Here is a 24,766-nt window from a genome sequence, read left to right as displayed (position 1 = left end):
TTCAGCCGGCACACCGCCCCGGAGACCATGATGGAACCGTCAGCACACGTCGATACCTTCGCGCGCGACAATCTTCCGCCGCAGGATCAATGGCCTGTCTTTCTGCTGGACAACCCGGACGTGGCCTACCCCGCGCGGCTGAACTGCGCGACGGAACTGCTCGATACGAGCATCGAAGCGGGCCATGCCGACCATCCGGCGATCTGGTCGGAAGTGGACGGCAAGCCGCACGCCACCACGTATGGCGAATTGCTGGCGCGGGTGAATCGCAGCGCGCACGTGCTGGTCGATGAAATGGGTTTGCAGCCCGGCAACCGGGTGCTGCTGCGCGGCCCCAACTCGTTGCATATGGCAATCACCGCGCTCGCGGCGCTGAAGGCCGGGCTGGTCCTGGTGCCGACCATGCCGTTGCTGCGCGCCAAGGAACTGAAACAGATCATTGAAAAGGCGCAGGTCGGCGCGGCATTGTGCGATGCGCGCCTGACTCAGGAACTGGCGCGCTGCACCGATCCTCAGGACGAGTTCTACTGCGCGGGCCTGAAACAGACGCGCCTGTTTCACGACGACGCCGCCGATTCGCTCGACACACTCGCCATCGGCAAGCCCGACGATTTCACCGCCTGCGATACCGCCGCCGACGACGTCTGCCTGATCGCCTTCACCAGCGGCACGACCGGCGCGCCGAAGGGCTGCATGCATTTCCATCGCGACGTCGTGGCCATGTGCGATCTGTTTCCGCGACACGTGCTCAAGCCCACATCGAGCGATATCTTCTGCGGCACGCCGCCGCTCGCGTTCACGTTCGGCCTGGGTGGGCTGTTGTGCTTTCCGCTGCGCGTGGGCGCATCCACGGTGCTGATCGAAAAGCTGACGCCGGAAACGTTGCTGCAAACCGTCGAACGTTTTCATGCGACCGTGATGTTTACCGCGCCGACGTTCTACCGGCAGATGGCGCCGCTCGTCGCGCATCACGACATGTCGACGCTCAGGAAAACCGTCTCGGCGGGCGAGGCTTTGCCCGATTCGACGCGGCGTTTGTGGCACGACGCCACCGGCATCGAGATGATCGACGGCATTGGCGGCACCGAGCTGATCCACATTTTCATTTCCGCGCAGGGCGACACGATCCGCCCGCATGCGATCGGCCGCGCGATACCGGGCTACGTCGTGCAAGCCGTCGACGACGACATGCAACCGGTCGCGCCCGGCACGATCGGCAAACTCGCGGTGCGTGGCCCGACCGGCTGCCGCTATCTCGCCGACGAGCGGCAGCAGAAGTTCGTACGCGACGGCTGGAATCTGCCGGGCGATTCGGTCTATCTCGACGAAGACGGCTACGTGTTCTACCAGGCGCGCGCCGACGACATGATCGTCTCCGCCGGTTACAACATCTCGGGTCCGGAAGTGGAGAGCGTGCTGTTGCAACATGAAGCCGTAGCCGAATGCGGCGTGATCGGCGTGCCCGACGAAACGCGTGGGCAGATCGTCAAGGCGTTCGTGGTGCTCAATCCCGGTTACGAACCCGACGCCGACATGATTGCCCGGCTGCAGGATTTCGTGAAAAACAGCGTGGCGCCGTATAAATACCCGCGCGTGATCAGCTTCGTCGGCGCGTTGCCGCGCACCGAAACTGGCAAGCTCAAACGCTTCGAGTTGCGCTCGATGGCCTGAGTCACGCACGGAGGCGGCGGACCCGGCGGCGTAACTAGAGCCCCGCCTCTGCGCAACACCCCTATGATGTGACACTCCACTGGCTACCGTCCCTCGACCCATGCTGACTGTCCATCATCTGAACAACTCCCGCTCGCAACGCGTGTTGTGGCTGCTCGAAGAACTCGGCGTTCCGTACGAGATCAAGCGTTACCAGCGCGACCCGAAAACCATGCTGGCGCCGCCGGAGTTGCGCGCGGTGCATCCGCTCGGCAAGTCGCCCGTTATTACCGACGACGGCCAGACCGTCGCCGAGTCGGGCGCGATCATCGAATATCTGATCGGTAAATATGGCCAGGGCCGCTTTGCGCCGGCGCCGGGCACGCCCCAGCATCTGCGCTACACGTACTGGCTGCACTACGCGGAAGGCTCGGTCATGCCGCCGCTGCTGTTGAAGCTGGTGGCGCTGCGCATTGCCGGCGCGCCGATGCCGTTCTTCGCCAGGCCGATTGCCCGCAAGATTGCCGCGACGCTGCAATCGACCTTTATCGACCCGCAGTTGAAGTTGCATCTCGGCTATATCGACGAGGCGTTGAGCACGACCGGCTGGTTCGTCGGCAACGACTTCACGGCCGCCGACGTGCAGATGAGCTTCCCCCTCGAAGCCGCTACCGCGCGCGGCGGCATGGAAGGCCAGATTCCCGCGATCACCGGCTTCCTGAAACGCATTCACGCGCGGCCGGCTTACCAGCGCGCGCTGGAGCGTGGCGGCAAGTACGAAATCGTCGGCGGCGACTGATCCGCGTAGCACCCAGAAACTCGTAGTTGTGGCGCGAAAGAGGCGGGTGCTAGACTAAATTTTCTATTGTCATCAACGGTTTGCCGGCGTTTCGTGGTGCACGGCGGCCAATCCGTTATCCGCGCGAACCGGCCGGGTTGCATCCCCCGGGAAATCGGTCGGCAGCGGTACAGGAGTTCCCCGCATGACCCATTCCCTTCACGGCAGGCAACGCTGGCTGGCGCTCATCGTGCTCTGCCTCGGCACGCTGATGATCGTGCTCGACACCACGATCGTGAACGTCGCGTTGCCGTCCATCGCGGCGGATCTCGGTTTTAGCGAAACGTCGCTCGTCTGGGTGGTCAACGCATACATGCTGACCTTCGGCGGGTGCCTGCTGCTCGGCGGGCGACTCGGCGATCTGTACGGCCACCGCAAACTGTTCCTCGGCGGCATTACGCTGTTCACGCTGGCGTCGCTTGCCTGTGGCACGGCGAATTCGCAAGTGCTGCTGGTTTTTGCGCGCGCCGTGCAGGGAGTGGGCGGCGCGGTCGTCTCGGCGGTGTCGCTCTCGCTCATCATGAATCTGTTCACGGAACCCGGCGAGCGCGCCAAAGCCATGGGCGTGTACGGCTTCGTGTGCGCGGGCGGCGGCAGTATCGGCGTGTTGCTCGGCGGGCTGCTGACCAATCTGCTCAGTTGGCATTGGATCTTTCTCGTCAATCTGCCGATCGGCATTGCGGTCTACGCGCTGTGCGTCGCGTTGCTGCCGTCCGCGCCCGGTCATGCCCACGGCGAACGGCTCGACGTGGCGGGCGCGGTGTCGGTGACGGCGTCGCTGATGCTCGCTGTCTATGCCGTGGTGAACGGCAACGAAGCCGGCTGGACCTCGTTGCAAACGCTTGGCCTGCTGTTCGCGGCGCTGGCGTTGCTCGCCGCGTTCCTCGCGATCGAAGCGCGCGTCCAGCATCCGTTGATGCCGCTCGGGCTGTTCCGCTTGCGCAATGTCGCGACCGCGAATGTCGTCGGCGTGTTGTGGGCGGCCGCCATGTTCGCGTGGTTCTTCATCTCGGCGCTGTATCTGCAACGCGTGCTCGGCTATCGGCCATTACAGGTCGGCCTCGCTTTTCTGCCCGCCAATCTGATCATGGCCTTCTTTTCGCTGGGCCTGTCGGCGCGGGTGGTGATGCGCTTCGGTCTGCGTCTGCCGCTTGCCGTGGGTCTGCTGGTCGCCGCCTGCGGCCTCGCGTTGTTCGCGCGTGCGCCGGTAGACGGCAGTTTCGTGCTCGACGTGATGCCGGGCATGCTCCTGCTCGGCTTCGGCGCCGGCATCGCGTTCAATCCCATGCTGCTGGCTGCCATGAGCGACGTCGATCCGAGCGATTCGGGTCTGGCGTCCGGTATCGTCAATACGTCGTTCATGATGGGCGGCGCGCTCGGTCTCGCGGTGCTGGCAAGTCTCGCCGCGGCACGCAGCGACGCGATGCAGGCGTCGCAAGATGCCGTGGCGGCGCTCAACAGCGGCTATCACCTGGCGTTTCTGTGCGGCGCGATTTTTGCGGCGCTGGCGGGTGTGCTGGGTGGTTTGCTGCTGCGTCCGGGTCAGCAAGCTGCCGCGAACGCAACCCAAGGACACGATGCCGCGCCGTCAGCGCATTCATCCGTGCCGGAGCGCAATGCGGCGGCGCAGAACCCGTGAATTCGACCGGCTGAACGGTTGCAACAGCGCAATCCCGATCAAACGGGTCCGTCCGCGCCTGGCTAAGCTGGCTTCATGCTGATGTGAGCGCCGATATGGACCCGGTTGGAAAAGCACTCTGGTTTATCGAAAGTCACTTTGCCGGCGAGTTGACGCTCGACGACATTGCCGATTGCGCCTGCGTATCGCGTTTTCATATGGCGCGTGCTTTTGAAGCAGCCACCGGGCTGTCGGTCATGCGCTACGTTCGCGCCCGTCGTCTAAGCGAAGCCGCGCGGCGTCTTGCCGGCGGTGCGCGCGAGATTCTGGCGGTCGCGATCGAGGCCGGCTACGGCTCCCACGAAGCATTCACGCGTGCGTTTCGCGAGCAATTCGGCGTCACCCCCGAAGCGTTGCGCGCGCAAGGTCATCTCGACAACCTTGCACTCGTGGAGCCGATCAAAATGAACGAAACTCTTCTCACTCACCTGGAAGCGCCGCGCTTCGTGGACGGCGAGCCGCTACTCGTCGCCGGTTTGGGCGAGCGCTATACATGCGAAACCAGCACCGCGATTCCGTCGCAGTGGCAGCGCTTCAACGCTTATTTCGGCAAGGTGCCGGGACAGGTGGGCGGCGTCGCCTACGGCGTCGCCTACAACGCCGACGAAGCCGGCAATTTCGATTATCTGTGCGGCGTCGAGGTCAGCGACTTTTCGACCTTGCCCGCGGAGTTCAGCCGCGTGCGGATTCCCGCGCAACGATATGCGGTGTTCAGCCATCGCGAGCATGTATCGACGATTCGCCGCACCATGAATACGATCTGGAATCAATGGCTGCCGGCGTCGGGCCACACACCGGCGGATGCGCCGCATTTCGAGCGCTACGACGAGAAATTCGATCCCGTTAGCGGCATGGGTGGGTTGGAAATCTGGTTGCCGTTGAAGCGCTGATGGATAGGCTGTAGTGGAACGCTTCGGCATCGGTTTCCTCGCGCTCGCAGCTCGATGGCAATGTCTTATCATGTCAGCTCCTGGACCCTGACGCCCACAAGGCAGATCGCGATGACCGACCACGGCAACCCGCTGTTGCAAGACTGGCAAACTCCCTACCAACTGCCGCCCTTCACGCAGATCAAACCGGAACACTTCGCGCCGGCCTTCGCCGTCGTATTCGCGGCGCATCTCGCGGAAATCGACGCGCTGGCCACCGACCCGTCCGCCCCCACGTTCCACAACACCGCCGTCGCGTTCGACGCTGCCGGCGCGGGGCTGAATCGCGTGCGTCTGGCCTTTGAAAATCTGTGCTCGTCGGAATCGTCGCCCGCGTTGCAGGCGGTGGAGCGCGACATGGCGCCGCTGCTGGCCGCGCACGACAGCCAGGTGTCCCTGCATGCCGGCTTCTTTGCCAGACTGAACGCGGTGTACCAGCAAGCCGCAACGCTGGAATTGAACGAAGAACAGCAACGCCTGCTGCAACGACTGCATACCGATTTTGTTCGCTCGGGCGCCACGCTGGAAGGCGCCGCCCGTGAGCGCTTCGCCGCGATCGCGGAACGGCTCGCCGAGCTGTACACCCGCTTCGCACAAAACGTCCTCGCCGACGAATCCCGTTACCAGTTGCCGCTGACCACCGAAGCCGAGCTCGCCGGTCTGCCTGATTTCCTGCGCCAGTCCGCACGGAGTGCGGCGCAGGAACGCGGCGTCGAAGGCTACGTCATCACGCTTTCGCGTTCGCTGGTGCAGCCGTTTCTCACCTGGTCCACGCGTCGCGATTTGCGCGAAGCCGCATGGCGCGCATGGACCGGCCGTGGTGAAACGCCCGAGCGGGACAACCGCCCGGTGGCACGCGAAATCCTGGTATTGCGTGCGGAACAGGCACGTCTGCTCGGCTACGACAACTATGCGGCGTATGCGCTGACCGACCGCATGGCGGGCGAGCCCGCCGCCGTGTATGAGCTGTTCAGCCAGGTTTGGGAACCGGCCAAGGCGAGCGCCGAGCGGGAACGTCAGGCGCTGATCGCGCAGGCCGCCGCGCTCGGCGAACCCACCGACATCGAACCGTGGGACTGGTACTACCTCGCAGAGAAAGTGCGTGTGGCCCGCTACGCGCTGGACGACGCGGAAGTGAAGCCGTACTTCAGCCTCGACGCCATGCTGAACGCCATGTTCGATTGCGCCAGCCGCCTGTTCGGGGTTCGCTTCGTCGAGCAGACCGGCGTGCCGCTCTATCACGCGGACGTGCGCCTGTGGGAGGTGCGGCGCGGCGACGAGTTGGTCGGCGTCTTCCTCGGCGATAACTTTGCGCGGCCGAACAAGCAGGGCGGCGCATGGATGAGCGTCTATCGGACCCAGACGCGCAACGGCGGCAAAGCGATTCCGCTCGTGGTGAACAACAACAATTTCGCGCACGGCGGCGCGGGCCCCACGCTGCTCAGTTTCGACGACGTCCGCACGCTGTTCCACGAATTCGGTCATGGTCTGCATGGCTTGCTGTCCGATGTGAAGTATGGACGCCTGGCCTGCACCAGCGTGCCGCGAGACTACGTCGAACTGCCGTCGCAGCTCATGGAAAACTGGGCCACGGTGCCGGAAGTGCTGGCAAAACACGCGCGTCACGTGACGACCGGCGCGCCGATTCCCGCTGCGTTGATAGAACGTATTCGTGCTTCGCAGATTTTCAACCAGGGGTTTCAGACGGTGGCCTACACATCGTCGGCTCTGGTCGATATGGCGCTGCATCTGCACGAAGACCCCGCGAGTATCGACCTTGCCGATTTCGAAGCGCGGGAGTGCGAGCGCCTCGGCGTGCCGCGCGAGGTGGGCATGCGTCACCGGCTGCCTCACTTCGGCCACGTTTTCGGCGGTGCGTACTATGCCGCCGGGTACTACGTCTACATGTGGGCGGAAGTGCTGGAAGCCGAGGCGTTCAACGCATTCGAAGAAACCGGCGACGCCTTTGAACCGGTGTTGGCCGACAAGCTGCAACGCTACGTTTATAGCGCCGGGGATAGCCGCGAACAGCGTACCGCGTTCCGCGCGTTCCTTGGGCGTGATCCAAAGGCGGCGCCGATGTTGCGTAAGCGGGGATTGCTGGCGTAGTGAGTGCGAGGCATCGCTGAAATAAGGGCGACGGATTTTTAATCCGGTGACGTTAAAGAAAGATATCGACCCGCAGCGAGACGAGCCATGCCAGAGAGAAGGACCATGCCGGGCCTGCCAAAAACAACCCGGCAAAAGGGAATGTCTCGCGTGCTCGTCGCAGCGGGATTCGTATCGATACTCGGCGCATGCGGCTCGGCGCCCCCCTCGGCGTCGACATCGGCGCCGGTACCCGCGCCCGAGCCGGCGAACCCGCAATCCCCATTCCCCGGCGCCGACTGGACTCAGGCAGCACCCGCCACGCAGGGTTTCTCGCAAGACGGCATCGACCGCGCTGTCGCCTACGCGAAACAGCAAGGTTCGACGTCCGGCATGATCGTCCACAACGGCGTAGTCGTTGCCGAATGGGGCGACGTGTCGAGACGATCCAACCTCTATTCGGCGCGCAAGAGCTTCATGAGCGCGCTGATCGGCATCGCAGTCGGCCGTGGCCAGATACACCTGGACGACACGCTCGCGCAACTCGGCGTCGACGACGACGAACCGGCGCTTTCGTCAACCGAGAAGCAGGCAACCGTGCGCATGCTGCTGCAGGCGCGCTCCGGCGTCTATCACCCGTCGGTGTACGAAACGACGGGGATGCAAGCCGCCAAACCGCCGCGCTACAGCCATCCGCCGGGTACGTTCTGGTACTACAACAACTGGGACTTCAATACGGTCGGTGCGATCTACGCGAAAGCCAGCGGCCAGGACATTTTCCAGGCGCTTAACACGGACATCGCAACCCCTATCGGTATGCAGGACTACCGGCCGTCAGACGGCCACTATGTGTCCGGTGGTATTGCCACGCGCTACCCCGCCTATCTGATCGACATGAGCGCCCGCGATCTTGCCCGTTTCGCGCTGCTGTATCTGCACGAGGGCCGTTGGCGCGACCGGCAGATCGTGCCGGCGCAATGGGTCGCCGAATCAACGCAGTCGTATTCGGACACGACGACCGGCGGTTACGGCTACATGTGGTGGACGAGCGTACCGGCAAGCCGGCCTCGCGGCCCGAAAGCGGCGCTGCTAAGGCCGACTTTCTGGGCGGATGGTCACCTGGGTCAGTATGCCGTCGTCGTGCCGTCGCTCGATCTGGTGGTAGTGAACCGGATCGATTCGCGACTCACGTCGAAACGCATGGGGCAACTGAAAATGGAGAAGCTGGTGTGGTTGACCGAGTCCGCGCAAAACGCGAGCGGGATCGGCCCAGAACCCGCCAACTAGAGCAAAACAAAAGCTTCCCGCTATGCGCTCAGTTCACGATGCAACGCGCGATATTCCTGCGAAAGCTTATGCCCCGGATCGAGATGAATGACGGGCTTCGCCTGCTGATGCGACTCGCGAATCTTCACCGACGAGGACAACCGCGAAGCCAGCACCGGCAGACCTTCGGCAACCAGCTCGTCGACCAGTTGCTGCGGCAGGCTCGCCCGCGGTTGAAACTGGTTGATGACGATGCCTTCCACTGCCAGCGCGTCGTTGTGATCCTGCTGAATCTCCTTCACGTTTTCCAGCAACGTGTACAGCGCGCGACGGGAGAAGTCGTCACAGTCGAACGGAATCAGACAACGTTCGACGGCGATCAGCGCGGAGCGCGTATAGAAGTTCAGCGCCGGCGGCGTGTCGATATAAATCGCGTCGTACATATCGAGCTCGTTGAGCGCATCGCGCAACTTGTAGATCTTGTAGCGCGATTCCAGCTTGCCGTGCAACGCGTCCAGGTCGGCATGAGCCGGCATGACGTCGAGATTCTCGAACGGCGTTGGATGAATGAACGACGTGATTTCCACGGGTTTGAAACTGAAGGTCAACGCCGTTTCGAAGAAGCCGGCAACAGTGGGATGCGCCTCGCCGGTCCTGGCGCCGAGCAGATATTGACTGGAGTTCGCCTGCGCATCGAGATCGATCACCAGCGTGCGCAAACCTTCGCTGGCGCTGATGGCCGCCAGGTTGCACACGATCGTCGATTTACCTACGCCACCTTTCTGATTGAATACGACGCGCCGCATATTCTCCCCTTGCACGGAAGCTAACCCGAAGACCCCAGCATACCTGAGTCATGGGTCTCGGGAGGCGGTACCGCCTGCGATGCCAGTTGCTGATCGGCAAACTCCACGCGATTGCGGCCACCGCGTTTCGCCTTGTACAACGCGGAATCGGCTAACCCGTATGCCGTATCGAAGTCGGTTCGAATCGCATTCGCGCTAACGCCGAAGCTGGCGGTAATGCGACGATTCACGGGCGCCGCGAACACATGACTCCCGATCGCAGCGCGCATTTTCTCCGCTAGGTGCAGCGCGTCGGCAAGATCGTGCCCCGGCAACAGCACCGTAAACTCTTCGCCGCCAACCCGGCCGATGACACCCCGATCGCCGACAATGCGCCGCAGGCAATCGACGATACCGAGAATCACAGCGTCGCCGATCGGGTGGCCGAAATCGTCGTTCACCTTCTTGAACTCGTCGATATCGAGCAGGATCATCACGGCGCGATCCACGCGCAACGCCTTGATGGTCCGCTCGATCACCGCACTGCGGTTCAGCACGTCGGTCAACGCGTCATGAGTGGCGCGATATTGCAACTGCTGGGTCAGCGCATGCATTTCACGCTCGGCGCGGTCGCTGCGTCCGATCAGGCGGCGCGTTTCGCGCATCAGGCGCTCGAAATGCCCGATCAGTTCAGCCAGCGCCAGGCGCGACTGTTCGGCGTCCGCGTCGGCATTCGCGTGGATCGCGCGGGCCTTCTCCAGCGCCTCGCTCTCGCTCCGGAACAGGTCCGGCGCGTCGTTCGAAGGTGTGTCCGAAGAGGAAGTTGACACCACCGTAACCGTCCTTATGTCGCAACCGGGCAATCGGCAAACTGGATCGCCGTGAAATCGGCCTGCAATTCTTCACCGAATTCGAGAATGGTTTCGTCTTCGGCGTCGCGGAACCAGCGCACGAGCACCTGATTGCCCGCCGAAGCCGCCTGATCCAGCGCATCGAACACGCTGAACAGCATTTTCGTGCTCGAACTGTTGAAGTACGTGAGCGTGACCTCGACCGTGATCGTGGCGTCGTGACACGCCGCCAGGTAGGCGCGAAGCTGCTCGATGATCGGGGCATAGAACGCGGCCGCATTCTCGGGATACGACTCGCCCCGGAACGTCAGCATGTTCTGATCGAATTGAAAATCGACTTCCGGCGACGTCGTCGTGGCCGCAATATAAAGATTATCCATGGCGCGTACTCGTCACTGGGTCAGATGATGGTCTTAAGGCAAAACAGCGTGGTTTCCGGGGCATCCCCACGCGGATAAAAGGCAAACTCCAGCGGCGCGCTCGCGTCGCGTGCCATGGTCAGGAAGCCGAGCCCCGCGCCCTTGCTTTCCTCCGGCGTATCCGCGCGCAGCGTCAGCTTATACGCCTGCTTGATTTCTTCGAGCGACATGTTGCGCAACGGTTCGAGCCGTTCGCGCAGTTGACTCACCGCCGAGGTCGCAATCGGATTCATGCACAGCATGAGATGACGCTCGCCCTCGGTGCTGATGCACACCGCGCCTTCGCGAATGGCGCCGCCCTCGCCGCCGCCCTCGACGAGCGAGTCCGACGAATAGTGGACGATATTCTGCGCGAGTTCGATAAAGGACGAAAACAATTTGCGCCGGGTCGGTCCGCTGACCCCCGCCACTTCCAGTTGCAGTTTCACGACCTCGCTCATTGCCGCGACGATGCTGTGCGAGAAGTAGCCTTTATGATAAAAAATCAGGTTGCGCCGCTGAGCGAGTTCGAAGAATGCGGCATCCTGTTCCAGGAGTTCAAACATGTTCATGGACTACCCTAAACGCGTGCAAAAAATAGCGTGACGTCATCGCGGCGCGCCTGGGCGCCCTGCCAGTCGGCCAAAGCGCGCTGCAGCCCTTCGCAGATGGCGGATAACGGTTGAACGCGGTTCTCGACAATGAGGCCGAGCGCCCGACGCTTCCCAAAAGCGATTTTTCGCGGACCGCCGATCTGGTCGATCAGTCCGTCTGTCGAAACGAACAGCAGGCTGCCCGGCGCGAGCTCAATGGTGTTCAGCGCCCACGCGTAGTCCGCCTGGCTGTCCACGTAACCCACGCCCATGCGCTCGCCGGCGATGCTGTCGAACGCCTCGGCATCCGGCCGCAAAACGTGCAGCGCAATGCGTGCGCCGGAAAAATGCAGTTGCCGCGATTGCGCGTCGAACCAGAAGAACGCGGCGTCGAGGCCGTCGTTCGATTGCGGCGACTCGCCCGCCCCATGCTCCTGACCGAGCAAGCTCTTGACGTTGCGGTTGACCGCCGCCAGCAGCGCAGCCGGGTCGCGCGGCCCGATCCGTTCGAGCGCCTGCGACAACGATGCCGATGCAAGCAGCGTCATGAAAGCGCCGGGCACGCCGTGGCCGGTACAGTCGGCGACGGCGCAAAACCATCCATCGGGAAACGACGCGAAATGATAGAAGTCGCCGCCCACTACGTCGCGCGGCTCCCAGACCAGTGCGGCATCGGCCAGCATGGACGACAGCGCGTCGCGCGAGGCACGCAGCATGGCTTGCTGGATCACGCTCGCATATTCGATGCTCTGCATGATCTGGCGGTTCTTTTCCGCCTGCACTTCGGCCACGGCACCCAATAGCTGGAAGCCGCTCGCCAGTCCGACGAAGCGGCCCTGCCGCGTCACGATGAAGCCGTCGGACAGCGCCTTGTTGCCCGCCTCGACCGTTTTGAACGTCAGCGCCTCGATGCTCATGTCGGCGTCGACGATGAGCGGCTCCTTGTCCATGAAGGCAATACAGCTTTTCTTGTCGTAGAGCTCGCGGTGAAACGGCTTGCTCATTTGCGACAGGAAAATATCGCGGTTAATCAGTCCGATCGGGCGATCGCCTTCCACCACGGCCAAACTCCCCATATCACGCCGCGCATAGAAAATCTCCATGGCGAGGGAATTTGAATCGGCGGCATCGACTGCGGGAAATTCCTGACACAAATCGCCGGCGCAACGCGGGCTTGCGGTGACTCCGGGGCGACGAAACTGCGCAAGCGCGGGGTGCATTTCGAGACTACCCGATGAACAAGAAATGAGCACGCTAATGCGTCTATATGTCAGTTTCGTTACGGCCAATCATTAAAGAAAGCATCCTCCAAAGTGAAAAGGAAGGTCGATCCGCTGAAAGGCCTGTTGCAAACGTTTTCCTTATTGTTATTAACTTTTTTCGATTATTTGAGCGTGCGTGGCGTCTCGACGACGACTGGCCTGCGGGGCTTCGCAAACAGACAACCGCACGAAAATAGCGCTCGAGCCGGGCCTACCGACCGCCCTATACGCCGTTCGCGACCGCTTGTTCCTCGCGCGCGTACTGCGCCGGCGGGCGGCCCACGTGCCGCGTGAACGCGACGCTGAAGGTGCTGGCCGAGCTGTAGCCGACGCGCTGCGCCACTTCGGCGACGCGGCCTTCGTTGCGACGCAGCAGGTCTTTGGCGAGCGCCATGCGCCACGCGAGCAGATATTCCATCGGCGCAACGCCGACCGCGCGGCTGAAGCGCTCGAAAAAAGTCGAACGCGACAGCGCGGCCTGTTTCGCGAGTTCGGCCACCGTCCACGCGTGCGTGGGGCGTTCGTGCATGCCGCGGATCGCCTCCGCGAGTCGGCTGTCGGCGAGTCCGCGTACCAGACCCGGCGATGCATTCGTTCCCGCCGTCGAGCGCAGTGCCTCGATCAACAGCACTTCCAGCAGGCGCGACAGCACGACCTCGCGCGCGGGCCGCTGTGCGAGCGATTCCTCGCGCACCAGTTGCACGAGCGTAGCCAGCCGATGTTCGCCGCGCACATGCACGATTTGCGGCAGCAGCGAAACCAGCAACGACGCATCCGGCGAGCCGAAGCGGCAATGGCCCGCCATCATGCGCGTGTCGATCGGGCGGTCCGGCGAGCCGATCAGGTATTCGCCGTTGCCGAGCGCGACCGGAACCGACGCCTCGACGTCCGGCAGCGGCGGCTCAAGGCTGGAAATCGCGACGCCATACGCCGCCGGAATCAGGACGAAATCGCCGGACAGCAGGTCGAGCGGCGCGTGTCCGTCGATCGTGATGCGGCAACCGCCTTCGAGAATCGCGCAGTAGAACGGCTCGCCCGCATCCGAACGACTGACGTGCCAGGGGCTCGCGCTGTGGACGAGTTTGGAGAACCGCGCACTGGGTTGCAGCAAGGTCACGACTTCGGCCAAGGGATCGATCATTGCCGGACTCCTGCAAATGAAATTCGCATTGTCGATTGTAGCGAGTACGGCCTCGGCGATCTATCGTATGAGCACTCCCCAACCCAATCTTCGGAGTTTCCATGAAAACCGTGCTCATTACCGGCTGCTCGTCCGGCTTCGGACTGGAGATCGCCCGCTACTTTCTGGCGCGCGACTGGCAGGTCATCGCGACGATGCGCACGCCGCGTACCGATCTGCTGCCGCCTTCGGACCACCTGCGCGTACTGACGCTCGACGTCACGAATCCGGACAGCATTCGCGAGGCCGTCGAGGCCGCAGGTCCGATCGACGTGCTGGTCAACAACGCAGGGTTCGGCGCGGCTTCCCCGGCCGAACTCGTGCCGCTCACAACGGTGCGCGAGGTCTTCGAGACCAATACCTTCGGCACGATCGCGTTGACGCAGGCCGTGTTGCCGCAGTTTCGGGAGCGCCGGGCCGGCGTTGTCGTGAATGTCACGTCGAGCGTGACGCTGAAAGCGTTGCCGCTGCTCGGCGCGTATCGCGCGAGCAAGGTCGCGGTGAACGCCTTCACCGAGTCGATGGCGCTGGAGCTCGAACAGTTCGGCGTGCGGGTGCGCCTGGTGCTGCCGGGACGCGCGCCCGACACGCGTTTCGGCGATAACGCGCGCGCTCACATGCATGGTTTCGACCATGAGGCTTATGCCGGACTCGTCAACAGTGTCCTCGCGCGCCTGCAAGATGCGTCGGCCCCGATCACTCACGCCGAGGACGTCGCGCAGGCGGTGTGGCGCGCGGCAACCGATCCGTCTTCGCCGTTCCGAATTCCGGCTGGCGCGGATGCCGAACAGTGGGCGGCCGAAGCAGGCTGACCGAATGACGCGCGGCTCGTCTGCTTCGAGACGCGCACCACGACAAGGAGATTCTCATGCAGGACAAACCTATCGCCCTGGTGACCGGGGCTAATCAAGGCATCGGCCTTCAGATCGCCAAGGATCTCGCGGCGCACGGTTTCACGGTGCTGGTCGGCTCGCGCGATTTCGAGCGCGGCCAGGTAGCGGCCACGGAAGTGGGCGCGGACGCCCGCGCACTGCAACTCGACGTGACGAACCCCGCTTCGATCGCGGCCGCGACGGAACGGATTCGCGCGGAACTGGGCCGGCTCGACGTGCTCATCAACAACGCCGCCATTTCGAATACGAACAAGCGGCCCGGCCAGTCCGTCGAGGAGTATGCGAAGACGACCCGCCCGAGCAATGTATCGCTCGATGAAATGCGCGCGGTGTGGGACACCAACGTGTTCGGTGTGCTCGCCGTCTATCAGGCGATGCTGCCGCTGCTGCGGCAGGCGCCGGCTGCTCGGATCGTCAACGTGTCGAGCGGCGTCGGGTCGCTGACGACGAACTCGGACCCCGCCTTCCCGTACCGTGCAATTTTTGGCCCTGTCTATCCGGCGTCCAAAACTGCGCTCAACGCGTTGACCCTGGCCATGGCTCTCGAACTGGAGCCCGAAGGGATCAAGGTCAATGCCGTTTCTCCGGGCTTCACCAAAACGAATCTCAATGGCTATGCCGGCACGGAGACCGTCGAGGAAGGCGCTCGCGAGGCGGTACGCGTTGCGCTGCTGGGCGCGGACGGCCCAACCGGTAAATTCACGCGATGGGAGAACCAGACGATTCCGTGGTGACGTGTTTTCCGCGCTGAAGCCGAAGGGCGTCTTGCGTGTGTGTCCCCTATGATGTGAGGATTTCGATTTCGCCTGAGGGCGTTTTCAGGTGTCACTTTTGCTACTTAGGTCATTGCTGCTTTCGTCGGTCGAGGAGGAGTAGCAATGGAAACGAATCTTCATACTACCGCGAGCGGGTTGTCGATGCCTTCCGTCGACGCCCGCTTGGCTCTTTCACAGCATTCACAGCTCAACCGGCGAGACAAGCTGCGGGCGCTTCTGCTGCTGTTTCTGGTTCTCGTACTCTTCCACTGGTTCAGCGCGGCACTTGCGCAGCAACAGACGGAGCCCGTCGATATCACGCATGCGAACCATAAGGCCGCGAACAACGCGCCGCTCGATCGCTCCGGTAAAGCCCGCAAAGGCAAGGCTTCTTACTACGGAAAGAAGTTCTACTCGAAAGAAATGGCCGACGGCACGCGAATGAATCCGCAGTCCAATGTCGCCGCAAGCAAGACGCTGCCGATCGGCACCAAAGCCAAGGTCACGAATCTGGACACCGGCGCCAGTGCGGTGGTGGTGATCAAGGATCGCGGCCCCTATGTCAAAGACAGAATAGTCGATGTGTCGCCCAAGACCGCCGACAAGCTCGGCTTGAAAGAGAATGGCACCGCGCCCGTGGAAGTGAAGCCGGTTGAAGTGCCGCAGTCTGACGGTAGCGTGAAGCCGGGCGCAGGCGCGGTTCAAACACCGGGTGGGAAGTAGGAAGTAAGCGCCCGGCTGTTTGGACCGCACTGCGCCGGCAGATTGCCGATACACTGGCGCAGCACCTCGCAACCCGCGAGCGACCCGCATGCTATCCATGTGCGGCATGTCGATGGCCAGGATCGCGACGCGTGGCTCGACAACTTTCACGACTTTACGATTCCAACCGCTAGACATCCTCGCATGCAGCCCACCATCGACGAACTCCTCGCGCTTGATTTACTTACGCTACGCGATCACACGGAACTGGCCGGCGATGTCTTCGATATAGATCAGCAACGCTTGCGCTTGCAACAGTCCCTGGCGGATAGCGAGCTCTGCTCGGTGCGACGCGACGGCGAGCTGGTCGCCTACGCCATGCTTCGACCGGAGTCGGAGCGCTGCTGGTTCGTGGGCGCGTTCAGTACGCATCCTTTGCACCGTACCTTCGCGGTTGTGTCCGAGCTGCTTGCAAGGGTCGCGAGGCTCGCACGCGAACGGGGCATTGCCGAGCTTAGAAGTCACGTCTATAAGACCAACCGCCTGTCTATCGCTTTTCATCGCAAACTCGGTTTTCAGGTCACACGCGAAAACGAGAAGGCGATCGAGTTCTTCACGTCAGTGTCGAAGCTCGGCGAGCGCCCGGCAATTCGACGTGCGACTGGCGCCGACGCTTAAACGGCTGCTATGCCCCTTGCATGACTTAAACCGGCGCCCAACCGGAAGCGATCGCGCTTCGCGCATGACTGCAACGCCCCTCCGTATGCAAAGTCGCGATGCAGCTTGTAAAGGAACAACGCGTTGCCTATGTTCCTACGTGGGTCGCCGAACACGCATTTGAAATCTGCCTCGCCGACCCTCCGCGTGAACGATCGCTGCATTCCGGAGAGCTTCCATCATGGTCGAGAAGAAAGGGATTCGTGCCGCGCTCCTTATCGCGGTGGCCGCAGCGATCGCCGCGATTGCACCGGCGTGTCCGGCGGAAAACACCACCGACTGGCTGGCGAACACCTATGGCACCCTCGCTGCCCACGTGGGTAACACCGCGCGCTCCATGTGGGTCGCGCCCGAAGGCGTCATCTATACGGCTTCCATGTGGGACGAGTACGATGGGGGCGTCGCTTTCTACCAGGCCGGTAAGAGCCTCGGCTCGATCGGCGCGCACGGCGAGTTCCAGGGCAGCGCGATCACCGGCAACGCGACGTCGATCTTCGTGGCGCTGCAGCCGGGCGGAACATACGGAACCGGTGCCGTGGGGCGGTACAACCGCACCACGAAGGCTCGCGATCTTCTGATTCAGGTGAGCGCGTTCAACAACCTGCCGCGTGTCGACGTCGTGACTGGACTGGCCACGGCGGGCTCGCTCCTCTACGCGAGCGACTTCTACGGCAATCGCGTCCGGATCTTCACGACTGCCGGTGTCTGGCAGCGAGACATCACTATCACGGGACCGGGCGCACTTGCGGTGGATGGCGCAGGCAACGTCTGGGTCGCACAGAAGAGTGACGGCTCGATCGTTGAGTTCAGTCCAGGCGGCGCACTGTTGAATACGATCCGGATGCCAGAAGGGTCGCAACCCTCGGCCCTCTATTTCGATGCGTCGTCGGGGCAGTTCATGGTCGGGGACCAGGGCCCCGACATGAACATCAAGCGCTACACCCTCTCGGGCACACCAGCGCTGGCCGGAACATTCGGCATTCAGGGCGGATATCTCGACACCACGACGGGCATCAAAGGTCAAGTCGGCGACAAGCGTTTCACGCGCGTCACCGGCATCGGCAAAGACACTGCCGGCAACCTGTATGTGCTCAATAACCCGTGGGGCGGAAGTTGGGACCTCGGCCGCGACGGCGGCACGGATATTCACGCTTACAGCAGTGCCGGTCGCCTGCAATGGAAACTGCAGTCTCTCAACTTCGAGGGGATCGCGGCTCCGGATCCGGGTACTGATGGCCTCTACTTTTATGGCGGCACCAACATCTACAGCGGCACGGCTGGAGGAACCTTCGTAGCCAACACGGTCGATCCGATCGCCTATCCGTCCGATCCGCGTATCAACCTCAACGATCGCTCGCGGGACGAACACTTCGGCATGCTCGCCAGCGTCGGCGCAAACCGGATTCTCGTGGCGACGGGCCAGAATCCCGATACCTACTACTTCTTCCATTTCAATGCGGCGAACGGCTACATCGCCATACCGGACGCCACGCTACCCGGTCCGGCGTTCAAGGCAACGGCGTCCGTCAGGGACGGGTTCTGCATCGACAGCAAGGGAGGCGTGTGGGCCGGCCTGGATAAAACGGGGTACATCTACCACTATCCGCTGATCGGCTTCGACGCCAGCGGCAAGCCAACGTGGGGACCCGGTGTCGCCATTCCTGTGCCCGAAAGCGTCAAGCCGTTGACGCGCATTGTCTACATCGCGGACAGCGACACGATGATTCTCGGACAGGGCGTTGTTGGAGGAACGGACTGGACAGCGATAGGCACGCGGATCGAGGTGTATCACGGCTGGAGCGCGGGCAACACGACGAAGCCCAATCCGGTGATTACCCTGCCGCACGTTGGCGCCAAATCGATTGACGCGGCTGGGGGCTATCTATTCGTCGGCTACTGGTTCGGTAGCGGCGAAGCGTTACCGAATATCGACGCTTTTAGTCTCGCGACAGGCAACCTCGCCACCACGCTGGTCAATACGAGCACCGGCACCGTCGACGCCAGCAGCGCCATCGATTCGATGTACGGCGTCAGGGCGTATCTTCGATCGACGGGCGAATATGTCGTCACGAAGAACAACGTCAAGGGGTCGAGTATCACGGTGTACAGGTGGACGCCTTGAGCGCGGCGTCATGCATGGGCTTCATCCAATTCCAATGACCCAAGGTCGACCTTGGATTCAACCGATCCATGCTTGCCGATAGACTTCGATCAACCATGAACAGTCTGTCGACAGACGAGCATGAATTGACGACAATCCAGCTCAACCGTCGGCGCTATCCGCTGATTGCCACAACGCAAGTTTTCGCATCATTAGCACGGGACCGCTTTATATGCATGATTTGAACCTCTGCGATCAATCCTTCGACACCCTGATTGTCGGCGCAGGCTCGGTAGGGATGGCCGCGGGATATCACCTGAGCAAGGCAGGAAACAAGGTGTTGTTGCTCGATGCCGACGACCCACCTCATTTGACCGGTTCGCACCATGGCGGTACGCGCCTCATCCGTCACGCCTATGGCGAGGGCGCGGCGTATGTCCCGCTCGCATTGCGGGCGCAGCAGCTCTGGTTGGAACTGGAACAGGAAGCCAGCGCGAGCATCTTCGAACGCACCGGTATCGTCAACATCGGACCGCAGGGCGCCCCTTTCATGCAAGAGGTGCAACGCAGCGCATCACAGTATGGGTTGCCCATGGAATTTCTCGACGGTGCCGAAGCCAGCCGACGGTGGCCTGCATGGCGATTGTCGAAAGAGCAGATCGTGAGTTTCGAACCCGACGCTGGCGTGCTGTACTGCGAGCAGGCAGTAAAGAGCTATCGACACCTCGCGAGTTCCCTGGGTGCAACGCTACGAACGAACACGTTGGTCACGGGCATCGAGCTGCACGGCCAGGGCGGCGTCAGCGTCGTCACGGACAAAGGCGAGCGCTTTGGCGGCCGGGATCTGATCGTGTGCGCCGGCAAATGGAGCCGCACTTTGCTGGAGCCCCTCGGGATACGGATTCCGGTGACTCGCGTCCGCAAGACATTCGCATGGTTCGACGTTGCCCCGAGCCTGTTTGAACCCAACGTCTTTCCTGGCTTCACCATCGCCTCCGAAATGGGCCAATACTATGGATTCCCCAGTCTCGACGGCGCAGGCCTGAAAGTCGGACGCCACGATGGCGGCCAGCCTGTTGCCGCCGACGCGTCGCTTGTCCCTTTCGGGCAGGAGCCGACCGACCTATCGGAACTCGAAAACTTCCTGCGTAAGCATCTGCCGGAATCTGGAAAGCTGCGTATGGGCAAAACCTGCGAGTACGACGTGACGCCGGACGAACATTTCATCATCGACCAATTGCCGGCCTGCTCGCACGTCTACATGGCAACCGGTTTCTCGGGACATGGCTTCAAATTCGCGAGTGCGGTCGGCGAGGCGCTGGCCGAGCGGATCACGCAAGGTACCAGCCGTTTTGATCTTTCGCCTTTCGCACTTGGACGCTTTGCCGGACAACATGAAGACCGTCAACGCTGATCGCATCACGGGATAAACGTCGTGGAATGTCATGCCGGCTTTCGGCGATTTGCAGGCAGGCCGATGGGGGTGGCGACGACCGGAGGCCGTCGTCGTCCGTATCATGTCTTACAGCGCTCTGCCCGTAACCGATTGCACGATGTCGCGATTGCGCTGCTCAAGCGCCTCACCATGAAGGTCTGACGGATTACCGTTCGGAACGTGGTTGCCAACGCTCGCTGAATTACCGCTCGGTGACGCTTGCGAGTGAACGCTGGCGCATGCCGCACAAGCGCCGCTTAATACCAGAGTGGCGAGCGCCTTCAAAAAGGCTGCCGTATGACTGCGTTTCATTTCAAATATCCTCAACCGGAGAAAGTGGTGAGATGACGTGCTTGTGCGGGCGAGGGTGACACCTGGTGCGGGGTTGGCTTTATGCGATACCAGATGGCGTAGAGAGCGGGCAGGAACAGCAGCGTAATCACCGTGCCAACAGCAGTACCTCCGATCAGTGTGAAAGCCATCGATCCCCAGAACACCGAAAAGGTCAAAGGAATAAACGCGAGCACCGCCGCCATCGCGGTCAGTACGACGGGCCGCGCTCGCTGAACGGTTGCTTCGACTACCGCATGAAAAGGATCAAGACCAGTTTGTTCGTTGGTATGGATCTGCCCGATCAGGATTAGCGTGTTGCGCATCAAGATGCCCGACAGCCCGATGAGCCCCAAAATCGCGTTGAAACCAAACGGCTGGTGAAAGATCAGCAAAGTCGGCACAGTGCCGATGATTCCCAACGGAGCGGTGAGAAACACCATTGCCATCGCGGAGAACGAACGCACCTGGATGATAATGACCGTGAGTGTCAGCAAAATCATGACCGGAAAGATTGGCGCGAGTGCGGCATTCGCCTTGCCGGCTTCTTCAATGGAACCTGCGGTCTCGATACGATAGCCGGACGGCAAGGACGCAATGACCGGCGCAATCGCTCGCTCTATTTCATGGGAAACATCCGGCGGTTGAAGCGATTCGTCGATATCTCCTCTGACGGTAATGGTGGGCGTTCGATCTCTGCGCTTCAGAATGGGGGCCTCGTAGCGCGTCTCCATATGACCTATCTGAGAGAGCGGGATAAGGTGTCCGTCACTGCCGGTCAGGTTCAGATCGCCCACGCGAGATGGATCAAGCCGTTCAGGCCCGGCGCTGCGCGCAACGACGTCGACGGTGCGAATGTCCTCGCGGAACTGGGTCACGGGAACGCCCGTCAGCAGAAATTGCAATTGCTGTGCCGCATCGGCGGATGTGAGACCAATAGCGCGGAGACGGTCTTGATCGAGTATGAAATGAATGGTCGGAGTGCGTTCGCTCCAGTCCTCGTTAACCTGACGCATGTGCGGATTGGCGCGCATGATTTGCGCCACTCGTCTGGCAATGACGCCAACCTGATCGACGTCGGGTCCCATTACCCGGAAAGCAACGGGGAAAGGCGAATAAGGACCGAACACCAGTTGCGTCGCCCGGATTCGTGCCTCGGGAACAAGCCCGTTCGCAACGCTTGCGCGCAAGCGAACCTTGAGGTTGTCACGCGCTCCCTCGTCGGACGTCAGGACGACGATCTTCGCAAAAGAAGGGTCCGGCAACTCCGGGTTGTATGAGAAGAAAAAGCGCGGAGCACCCTGGCCAATATAGCTGGTCACGACCTTCGCTTCGGGTTGTTGCTTGAGCCACTCTTCAACCTTGGCGGTTGCGGCGCTCGTCGCCTCGATGCTGGAGCCCTCGGGCATTTGCACTTCGATCAGCACTTCAGGCCGGTCCGACGTGGGGAAGAACTGCTGTTTCACCACCGCCATGCCGGACCCGACCATCAGGAAGGCCAAAAACACGGCGCCCGCTACCCAGAACTTGCGACGTACCGCCCACGTCACCAACGAGCGAAATTTTTCGTATCGCGGGGTGGCGTAGATCGCCGCGTGACCTCCTTGAATGGGCTTGATATTCGGCAGCAACTTCACCCCGAGGTAAGGCGTGAAGGTCACGGCGACCACCCATGACGCAATCAACGCATAACCGACGATCCAGAAGATATTGCCCGCGTATTCGCCGGCGGTGGACCGTGCGAACCCCACCGGCGTAAATCCGATAATGGTCACCAGCGTACCAGCGAGCATGGGAGCCGCCGTGTGGCTCCACGCATAGGACGCCGCCTTGACTCTCTCGACACCCTCCTCGAGCTTGACCACCATCATCTCGATGGAGATGATCGCGTCGTCGACAAGAAGTCCAAGCGAGATGATGAGTGCGCCCAGTGTGATGCGGTCGAAAACCCGGCCTGTCATGAGCATGATGACGAAGACTGCGCCAAGCGTGAGCGGCACCGCAGCCGCCACGACGATTCCCACGCGCCATCCGAGGCTAACGAGGCTGACAAACATCACGACGCCGAGCGCGACGAAAAACTTCAGCATGAATTCGTCGACCGCTTCATGGATATTGACCGCTTGGTCCGTGATCTTTTTGAAGCCGAAGCCAATCGGCAATTCAGCCGATATCTGCTTTTCCTCCGCTTCGAGAGCCCGCCCGAGATCGAGTCCGTTCCAACCGTCCTGCATGACGACGCTCAACACCTGAGCGTTCTGGCCGTTGTGCTTGATCAGGAATGTGGCGGGGTCCTCGTATCCTCGCGTAACGTCGGCGACATCCGACAGCCTGAACATATGTCCGTTGGAGACGATGGGCATCTCCTTGATCTGCTGGAGATCGTCGAACGCGCCGTCAAGCCGGATAAAAACTTGCGGACCGTTGGCGTCGATCGATCCCGCTGCAGTCAGGGCATTCTGGCGCTGCAGCGAATCGAAAATGTCATGTGCATTGATGCCCAGGTTGGCGAGTTTTGCATAAGAGAACGCAACGAAAATGCGCTCCGGCCGCTCACCCAGAATATCAACCTTCTTGACACCGGCGACGTGCAGCAGGCGCTGCCTCAGAGACTCTGCCTCTCTCGTCAGAAGTCGCGGCGGCAGTCCGGCCGCTTCCACCGAATACAGCGCGAAACTGACATCCGAGTACTCGTCGTTGACGAAAGGGCCCAAGGCTCCGCTCGGAAGTTTATGGCCTTCGTCCCCCAGTTTTTTGCGTGCCTGATAGAACTGTTCCTGTACTTCCGCGGGAGGCGTACTGTCTTTCAACGTGAGCGTGAGGAGCGCCAGGCCGGGTCGTGTGATCGTTTCGGTCCGGTCGTACCAGGTCAGTTCTTGAAGACGCTTTTCAAGGGGCTCTGCGACCAGATCCTGCATCTGTTTAGCGGTTGCACCCGGCCAGACAGCGGATACGGTCAGTACTTTAATGGTGAATGCGGGATCCTCCGCGCGGCCGAGTTTCAGGAACGCGAAGATACCCGACAAACTGATTGCGATGATCAGGAACAGAACCACAGCCCGCTCCCGGACCGCGAGCGCAGAAAGATTGAATCTGTTCATTTCGCGTCCCCATCAGAAGACGCAAGCATGCGCGGCTGATTGATCGGTGCGACTCGCACTTTCTCGCGATCGTGAAGCAGGTGCGCGCCGAGCGCCACGACTTGATCGCCAGGTTGGAGGCCGCTCACGATGTGCGCTTCCTCTTCACCCACCGCACCGACCTTGACGGGGCGAAATCCGATCGTCGAGGTTTTTGTATCCAGCAGCCAGACGCCCGGCCCAGTTCCGGCGTCGTAAAGTGCGGATACCGGCAGAGTGAGTTGCCCCGCGGTGCTGTTGTCAGCGAGGCGCACCGTCACCGTAGCGCCCAGCGGTGCCTTGTTATCCGGGACTTCCAGAACAAAACGGGCGGCATACGTGCGCGTCTGCACGTTGGCGGAGCTGGAAAGCTCCCTTAACCTCGCAGTGACGGGCCCCTGATCGACGCCATACACGGAAGCGGCTGCCGCGGTGCCTAATGCTGGCCGCACGTTTTCCGGAAGGTCGACGGCCGCTTCGCGCAGTCCATCACGTGCGATCGCAACGACGGTTTGCCCCGCGGTAACGACTCGTCCCGGGTCCGCGAATGTATTGGTCACGATGCCGTCCACGTCGGATACAAGTACGGTGTACCGATCCGCATTCCTGGCGACACCCTCCTGTGCTAACGCCGCGCTGAGCTGCGCACTGGCACTTTTCTGCACGGCGACGGCCTGGTCGTATTGCTGTGCCGACACGGCGCCTTGCTCGACGAGTCCAGCGAGCCTCTTCAGATCCGCGTTCGCCTGGACGGACTTCGCCCTGACTGCCTCGACTTCATTCTGCTGCGCTGCGGACCCTAGCGCGAGATCCGCCGGGTCCAGCCGCATCAGCACCTGACCGCGCACGACGTGCTCGCCGGTGTCGACTAGCCGCTGTATGACTTTCCCACCGACACGAAAACCGATATCGCTTTCGAAGCGGGCGGCGACAACGCCCGTGAAACTGCGCTGCATGTCGGCGGCCGCGGCGACCGTCGCAATCGCGACGAGCGGCGCTTCTGTGCGCGGGTCTTGCGGTGCGGGCTTGCTGCACGCCGTGAGCGACAGCGCAGCCACTAAGCCGATCAACGGCGGGGACCAGATTTGACGAACTCGCATCGGAACTCCTGTGTGTGGCCGGATTATGATTTTTAGTTACGTTTTCGTCAATACGTTACTTATTGATTTTCGCTAACGACCCGATTGGCTCTTGCG

20 protein-coding genes are annotated in these 24,766 nt (G+C 61.8%); 12 read left to right on the top strand and 8 right to left on the bottom strand.

Annotated features, from left to right (window positions below):
• Window positions 1-30 precede the first annotated feature (30 nt).
• From BX591_RS32165 to BX591_RS32140, 6 genes are all read left to right on the top strand, one after another.
• Window positions 31-1,671, top strand: a complete 1,641-nt coding sequence (locus BX591_RS32165) for an AMP-binding protein (protein WP_111935351.1) — start codon at window positions 31-33, stop codon at window positions 1,669-1,671.
• 100 nt (window positions 1,672-1,771) lie between these two features.
• Window positions 1,772-2,449 carry a glutathione S-transferase gene (locus BX591_RS32160; protein ID WP_111935350.1) on the top strand — a complete coding sequence of 226 codons (678 nt, stop codon included), beginning with the start codon at window positions 1,772-1,774 and terminating at the stop codon, window positions 2,447-2,449.
• A 184-nt stretch (window positions 2,450-2,633) separates the two neighbouring features.
• Window positions 2,634-4,127, top strand: coding sequence for a DHA2 family efflux MFS transporter permease subunit (locus BX591_RS32155; protein WP_111935349.1), 1,494 nt, complete (start codon window positions 2,634-2,636; stop codon window positions 4,125-4,127).
• A gap of 95 nt (window positions 4,128-4,222) precedes the next feature.
• Entirely contained in the window at window positions 4,223-5,056 is an 834-nt protein-coding gene (locus BX591_RS32150) for an AraC family transcriptional regulator (protein ID WP_111935348.1), read from the top strand.
• A 111-nt stretch (window positions 5,057-5,167) separates the two neighbouring features.
• Window positions 5,168-7,204, top strand: coding sequence for a M3 family metallopeptidase (locus tag BX591_RS32145; RefSeq protein ID WP_111935347.1), 2,037 nt, complete (start codon window positions 5,168-5,170; stop codon window positions 7,202-7,204).
• A gap of 141 nt (window positions 7,205-7,345) precedes the next feature.
• Complete coding sequence (locus BX591_RS32140) at window positions 7,346-8,470, top strand: serine hydrolase domain-containing protein (protein WP_167444656.1); 1,125 nt, start codon at window positions 7,346-7,348, stop codon at window positions 8,468-8,470.
• A 20-nt stretch (window positions 8,471-8,490) separates the two neighbouring features.
• Here the strand turns inward: BX591_RS32140 and BX591_RS32135 are convergent, their stop codons facing one another.
• The 6 genes from BX591_RS32135 to BX591_RS32110 all read right to left on the bottom strand — a co-directional run bounded on the left by BX591_RS32135 (window position 8,491) and on the right by BX591_RS32110 (window position 13,479).
• On the bottom strand, window positions 8,491-9,255 hold the full coding sequence (locus BX591_RS32135) for a ParA family protein (protein WP_111935345.1): 765 nt from the start codon (window positions 9,253-9,255) through the stop codon (window positions 8,491-8,493).
• A 20-nt stretch (window positions 9,256-9,275) separates the two neighbouring features.
• The gene (locus BX591_RS32130; protein WP_111935344.1) at window positions 9,276-10,067 is read right to left on the bottom strand and encodes a GGDEF domain-containing protein; all 792 of its coding nucleotides are present in this window, start codon (window positions 10,065-10,067) and stop codon (window positions 9,276-9,278) included.
• A gap of 11 nt (window positions 10,068-10,078) precedes the next feature.
• A complete protein-coding gene (locus tag BX591_RS32125) occupies window positions 10,079-10,465 on the bottom strand; it encodes a DUF1987 domain-containing protein (RefSeq protein WP_111935343.1) in 387 nt (128 codons plus the stop codon).
• A gap of 20 nt (window positions 10,466-10,485) precedes the next feature.
• Window positions 10,486-11,049 (bottom strand): SiaB family protein kinase, encoded by a 564-nt coding sequence (locus tag BX591_RS32120; RefSeq protein ID WP_111935367.1) that lies wholly within the window; start codon window positions 11,047-11,049, stop codon window positions 10,486-10,488.
• A gap of 14 nt (window positions 11,050-11,063) precedes the next feature.
• Window positions 11,064-12,179, bottom strand: a complete 1,116-nt coding sequence (locus BX591_RS32115) for a SpoIIE family protein phosphatase (protein WP_111935342.1) — start codon at window positions 12,177-12,179, stop codon at window positions 11,064-11,066.
• Between the two features lie 382 nt (window positions 12,180-12,561).
• Entirely contained in the window at window positions 12,562-13,479 is a 918-nt protein-coding gene (locus BX591_RS32110) for an AraC family transcriptional regulator (protein ID WP_176343144.1), read from the bottom strand.
• Between the two features lie 101 nt (window positions 13,480-13,580).
• Here BX591_RS32110 and BX591_RS32105 point away from each other — a divergent pair, with 101 nt between their 5' ends.
• The 6 genes from BX591_RS32105 (at window position 13,581) to solA (ending at window position 20,100) form a co-directional block, all read left to right on the top strand.
• Window positions 13,581-14,330 carry an SDR family oxidoreductase gene (locus tag BX591_RS32105; RefSeq protein ID WP_111935340.1) on the top strand — a complete coding sequence of 250 codons (750 nt, stop codon included), beginning with the start codon at window positions 13,581-13,583 and terminating at the stop codon, window positions 14,328-14,330.
• Window positions 14,331-14,386: 56 nt separating this feature from the next.
• The gene (locus tag BX591_RS32100) at window positions 14,387-15,145 is read left to right on the top strand and encodes an SDR family oxidoreductase (RefSeq protein ID WP_111935339.1); all 759 of its coding nucleotides are present in this window, start codon (window positions 14,387-14,389) and stop codon (window positions 15,143-15,145) included.
• Window positions 15,146-15,289: 144 nt separating this feature from the next.
• The gene (locus BX591_RS32095; RefSeq protein WP_244147180.1) at window positions 15,290-15,889 is read left to right on the top strand and encodes a septal ring lytic transglycosylase RlpA family protein; all 600 of its coding nucleotides are present in this window, start codon (window positions 15,290-15,292) and stop codon (window positions 15,887-15,889) included.
• A 183-nt stretch (window positions 15,890-16,072) separates the two neighbouring features.
• Complete coding sequence (locus BX591_RS32090) at window positions 16,073-16,546, top strand: GNAT family N-acetyltransferase (RefSeq protein WP_111935338.1); 474 nt, start codon at window positions 16,073-16,075, stop codon at window positions 16,544-16,546.
• Window positions 16,547-16,766: 220 nt separating this feature from the next.
• Window positions 16,767-18,707: an SMP-30/gluconolactonase/LRE family protein gene (locus BX591_RS32080; RefSeq protein ID WP_111935336.1), complete on the top strand. Its 1,941-nt coding sequence runs from the start codon at window positions 16,767-16,769 to the stop codon at window positions 18,705-18,707.
• A 211-nt stretch (window positions 18,708-18,918) separates the two neighbouring features.
• Entirely contained in the window at window positions 18,919-20,100 is a 1,182-nt protein-coding gene (gene solA, locus BX591_RS32075; protein WP_111935335.1) for an N-methyl-L-tryptophan oxidase, read from the top strand.
• A 344-nt stretch (window positions 20,101-20,444) separates the two neighbouring features.
• Here solA and BX591_RS32070 read toward each other — a convergent pair whose 3' ends face one another.
• Together BX591_RS32070 and BX591_RS32065 are read right to left on the bottom strand one after the other, a co-directional pair.
• On the bottom strand, window positions 20,445-23,552 hold the full coding sequence (locus BX591_RS32070; RefSeq protein WP_111935334.1) for an efflux RND transporter permease subunit: 3,108 nt from the start codon (window positions 23,550-23,552) through the stop codon (window positions 20,445-20,447).
• Window positions 23,549-24,670: an efflux RND transporter periplasmic adaptor subunit gene (locus BX591_RS32065; protein ID WP_111935333.1), complete on the bottom strand. Its 1,122-nt coding sequence runs from the start codon at window positions 24,668-24,670 to the stop codon at window positions 23,549-23,551. The genes BX591_RS32070 and BX591_RS32065 overlap by 4 nt, the downstream gene beginning before the upstream one ends.
• Window positions 24,671-24,766: the final 96 nt, after the last annotated feature.

It is taken from the genome of Paraburkholderia bryophila, assembly GCF_003269035.1.
GTDB classification, from domain to species: Bacteria; Pseudomonadota; Gammaproteobacteria; order Burkholderiales; family Burkholderiaceae; genus Paraburkholderia; species Paraburkholderia bryophila.
This window is presented reverse-complemented; position numbering and strand designations above follow the sequence as displayed.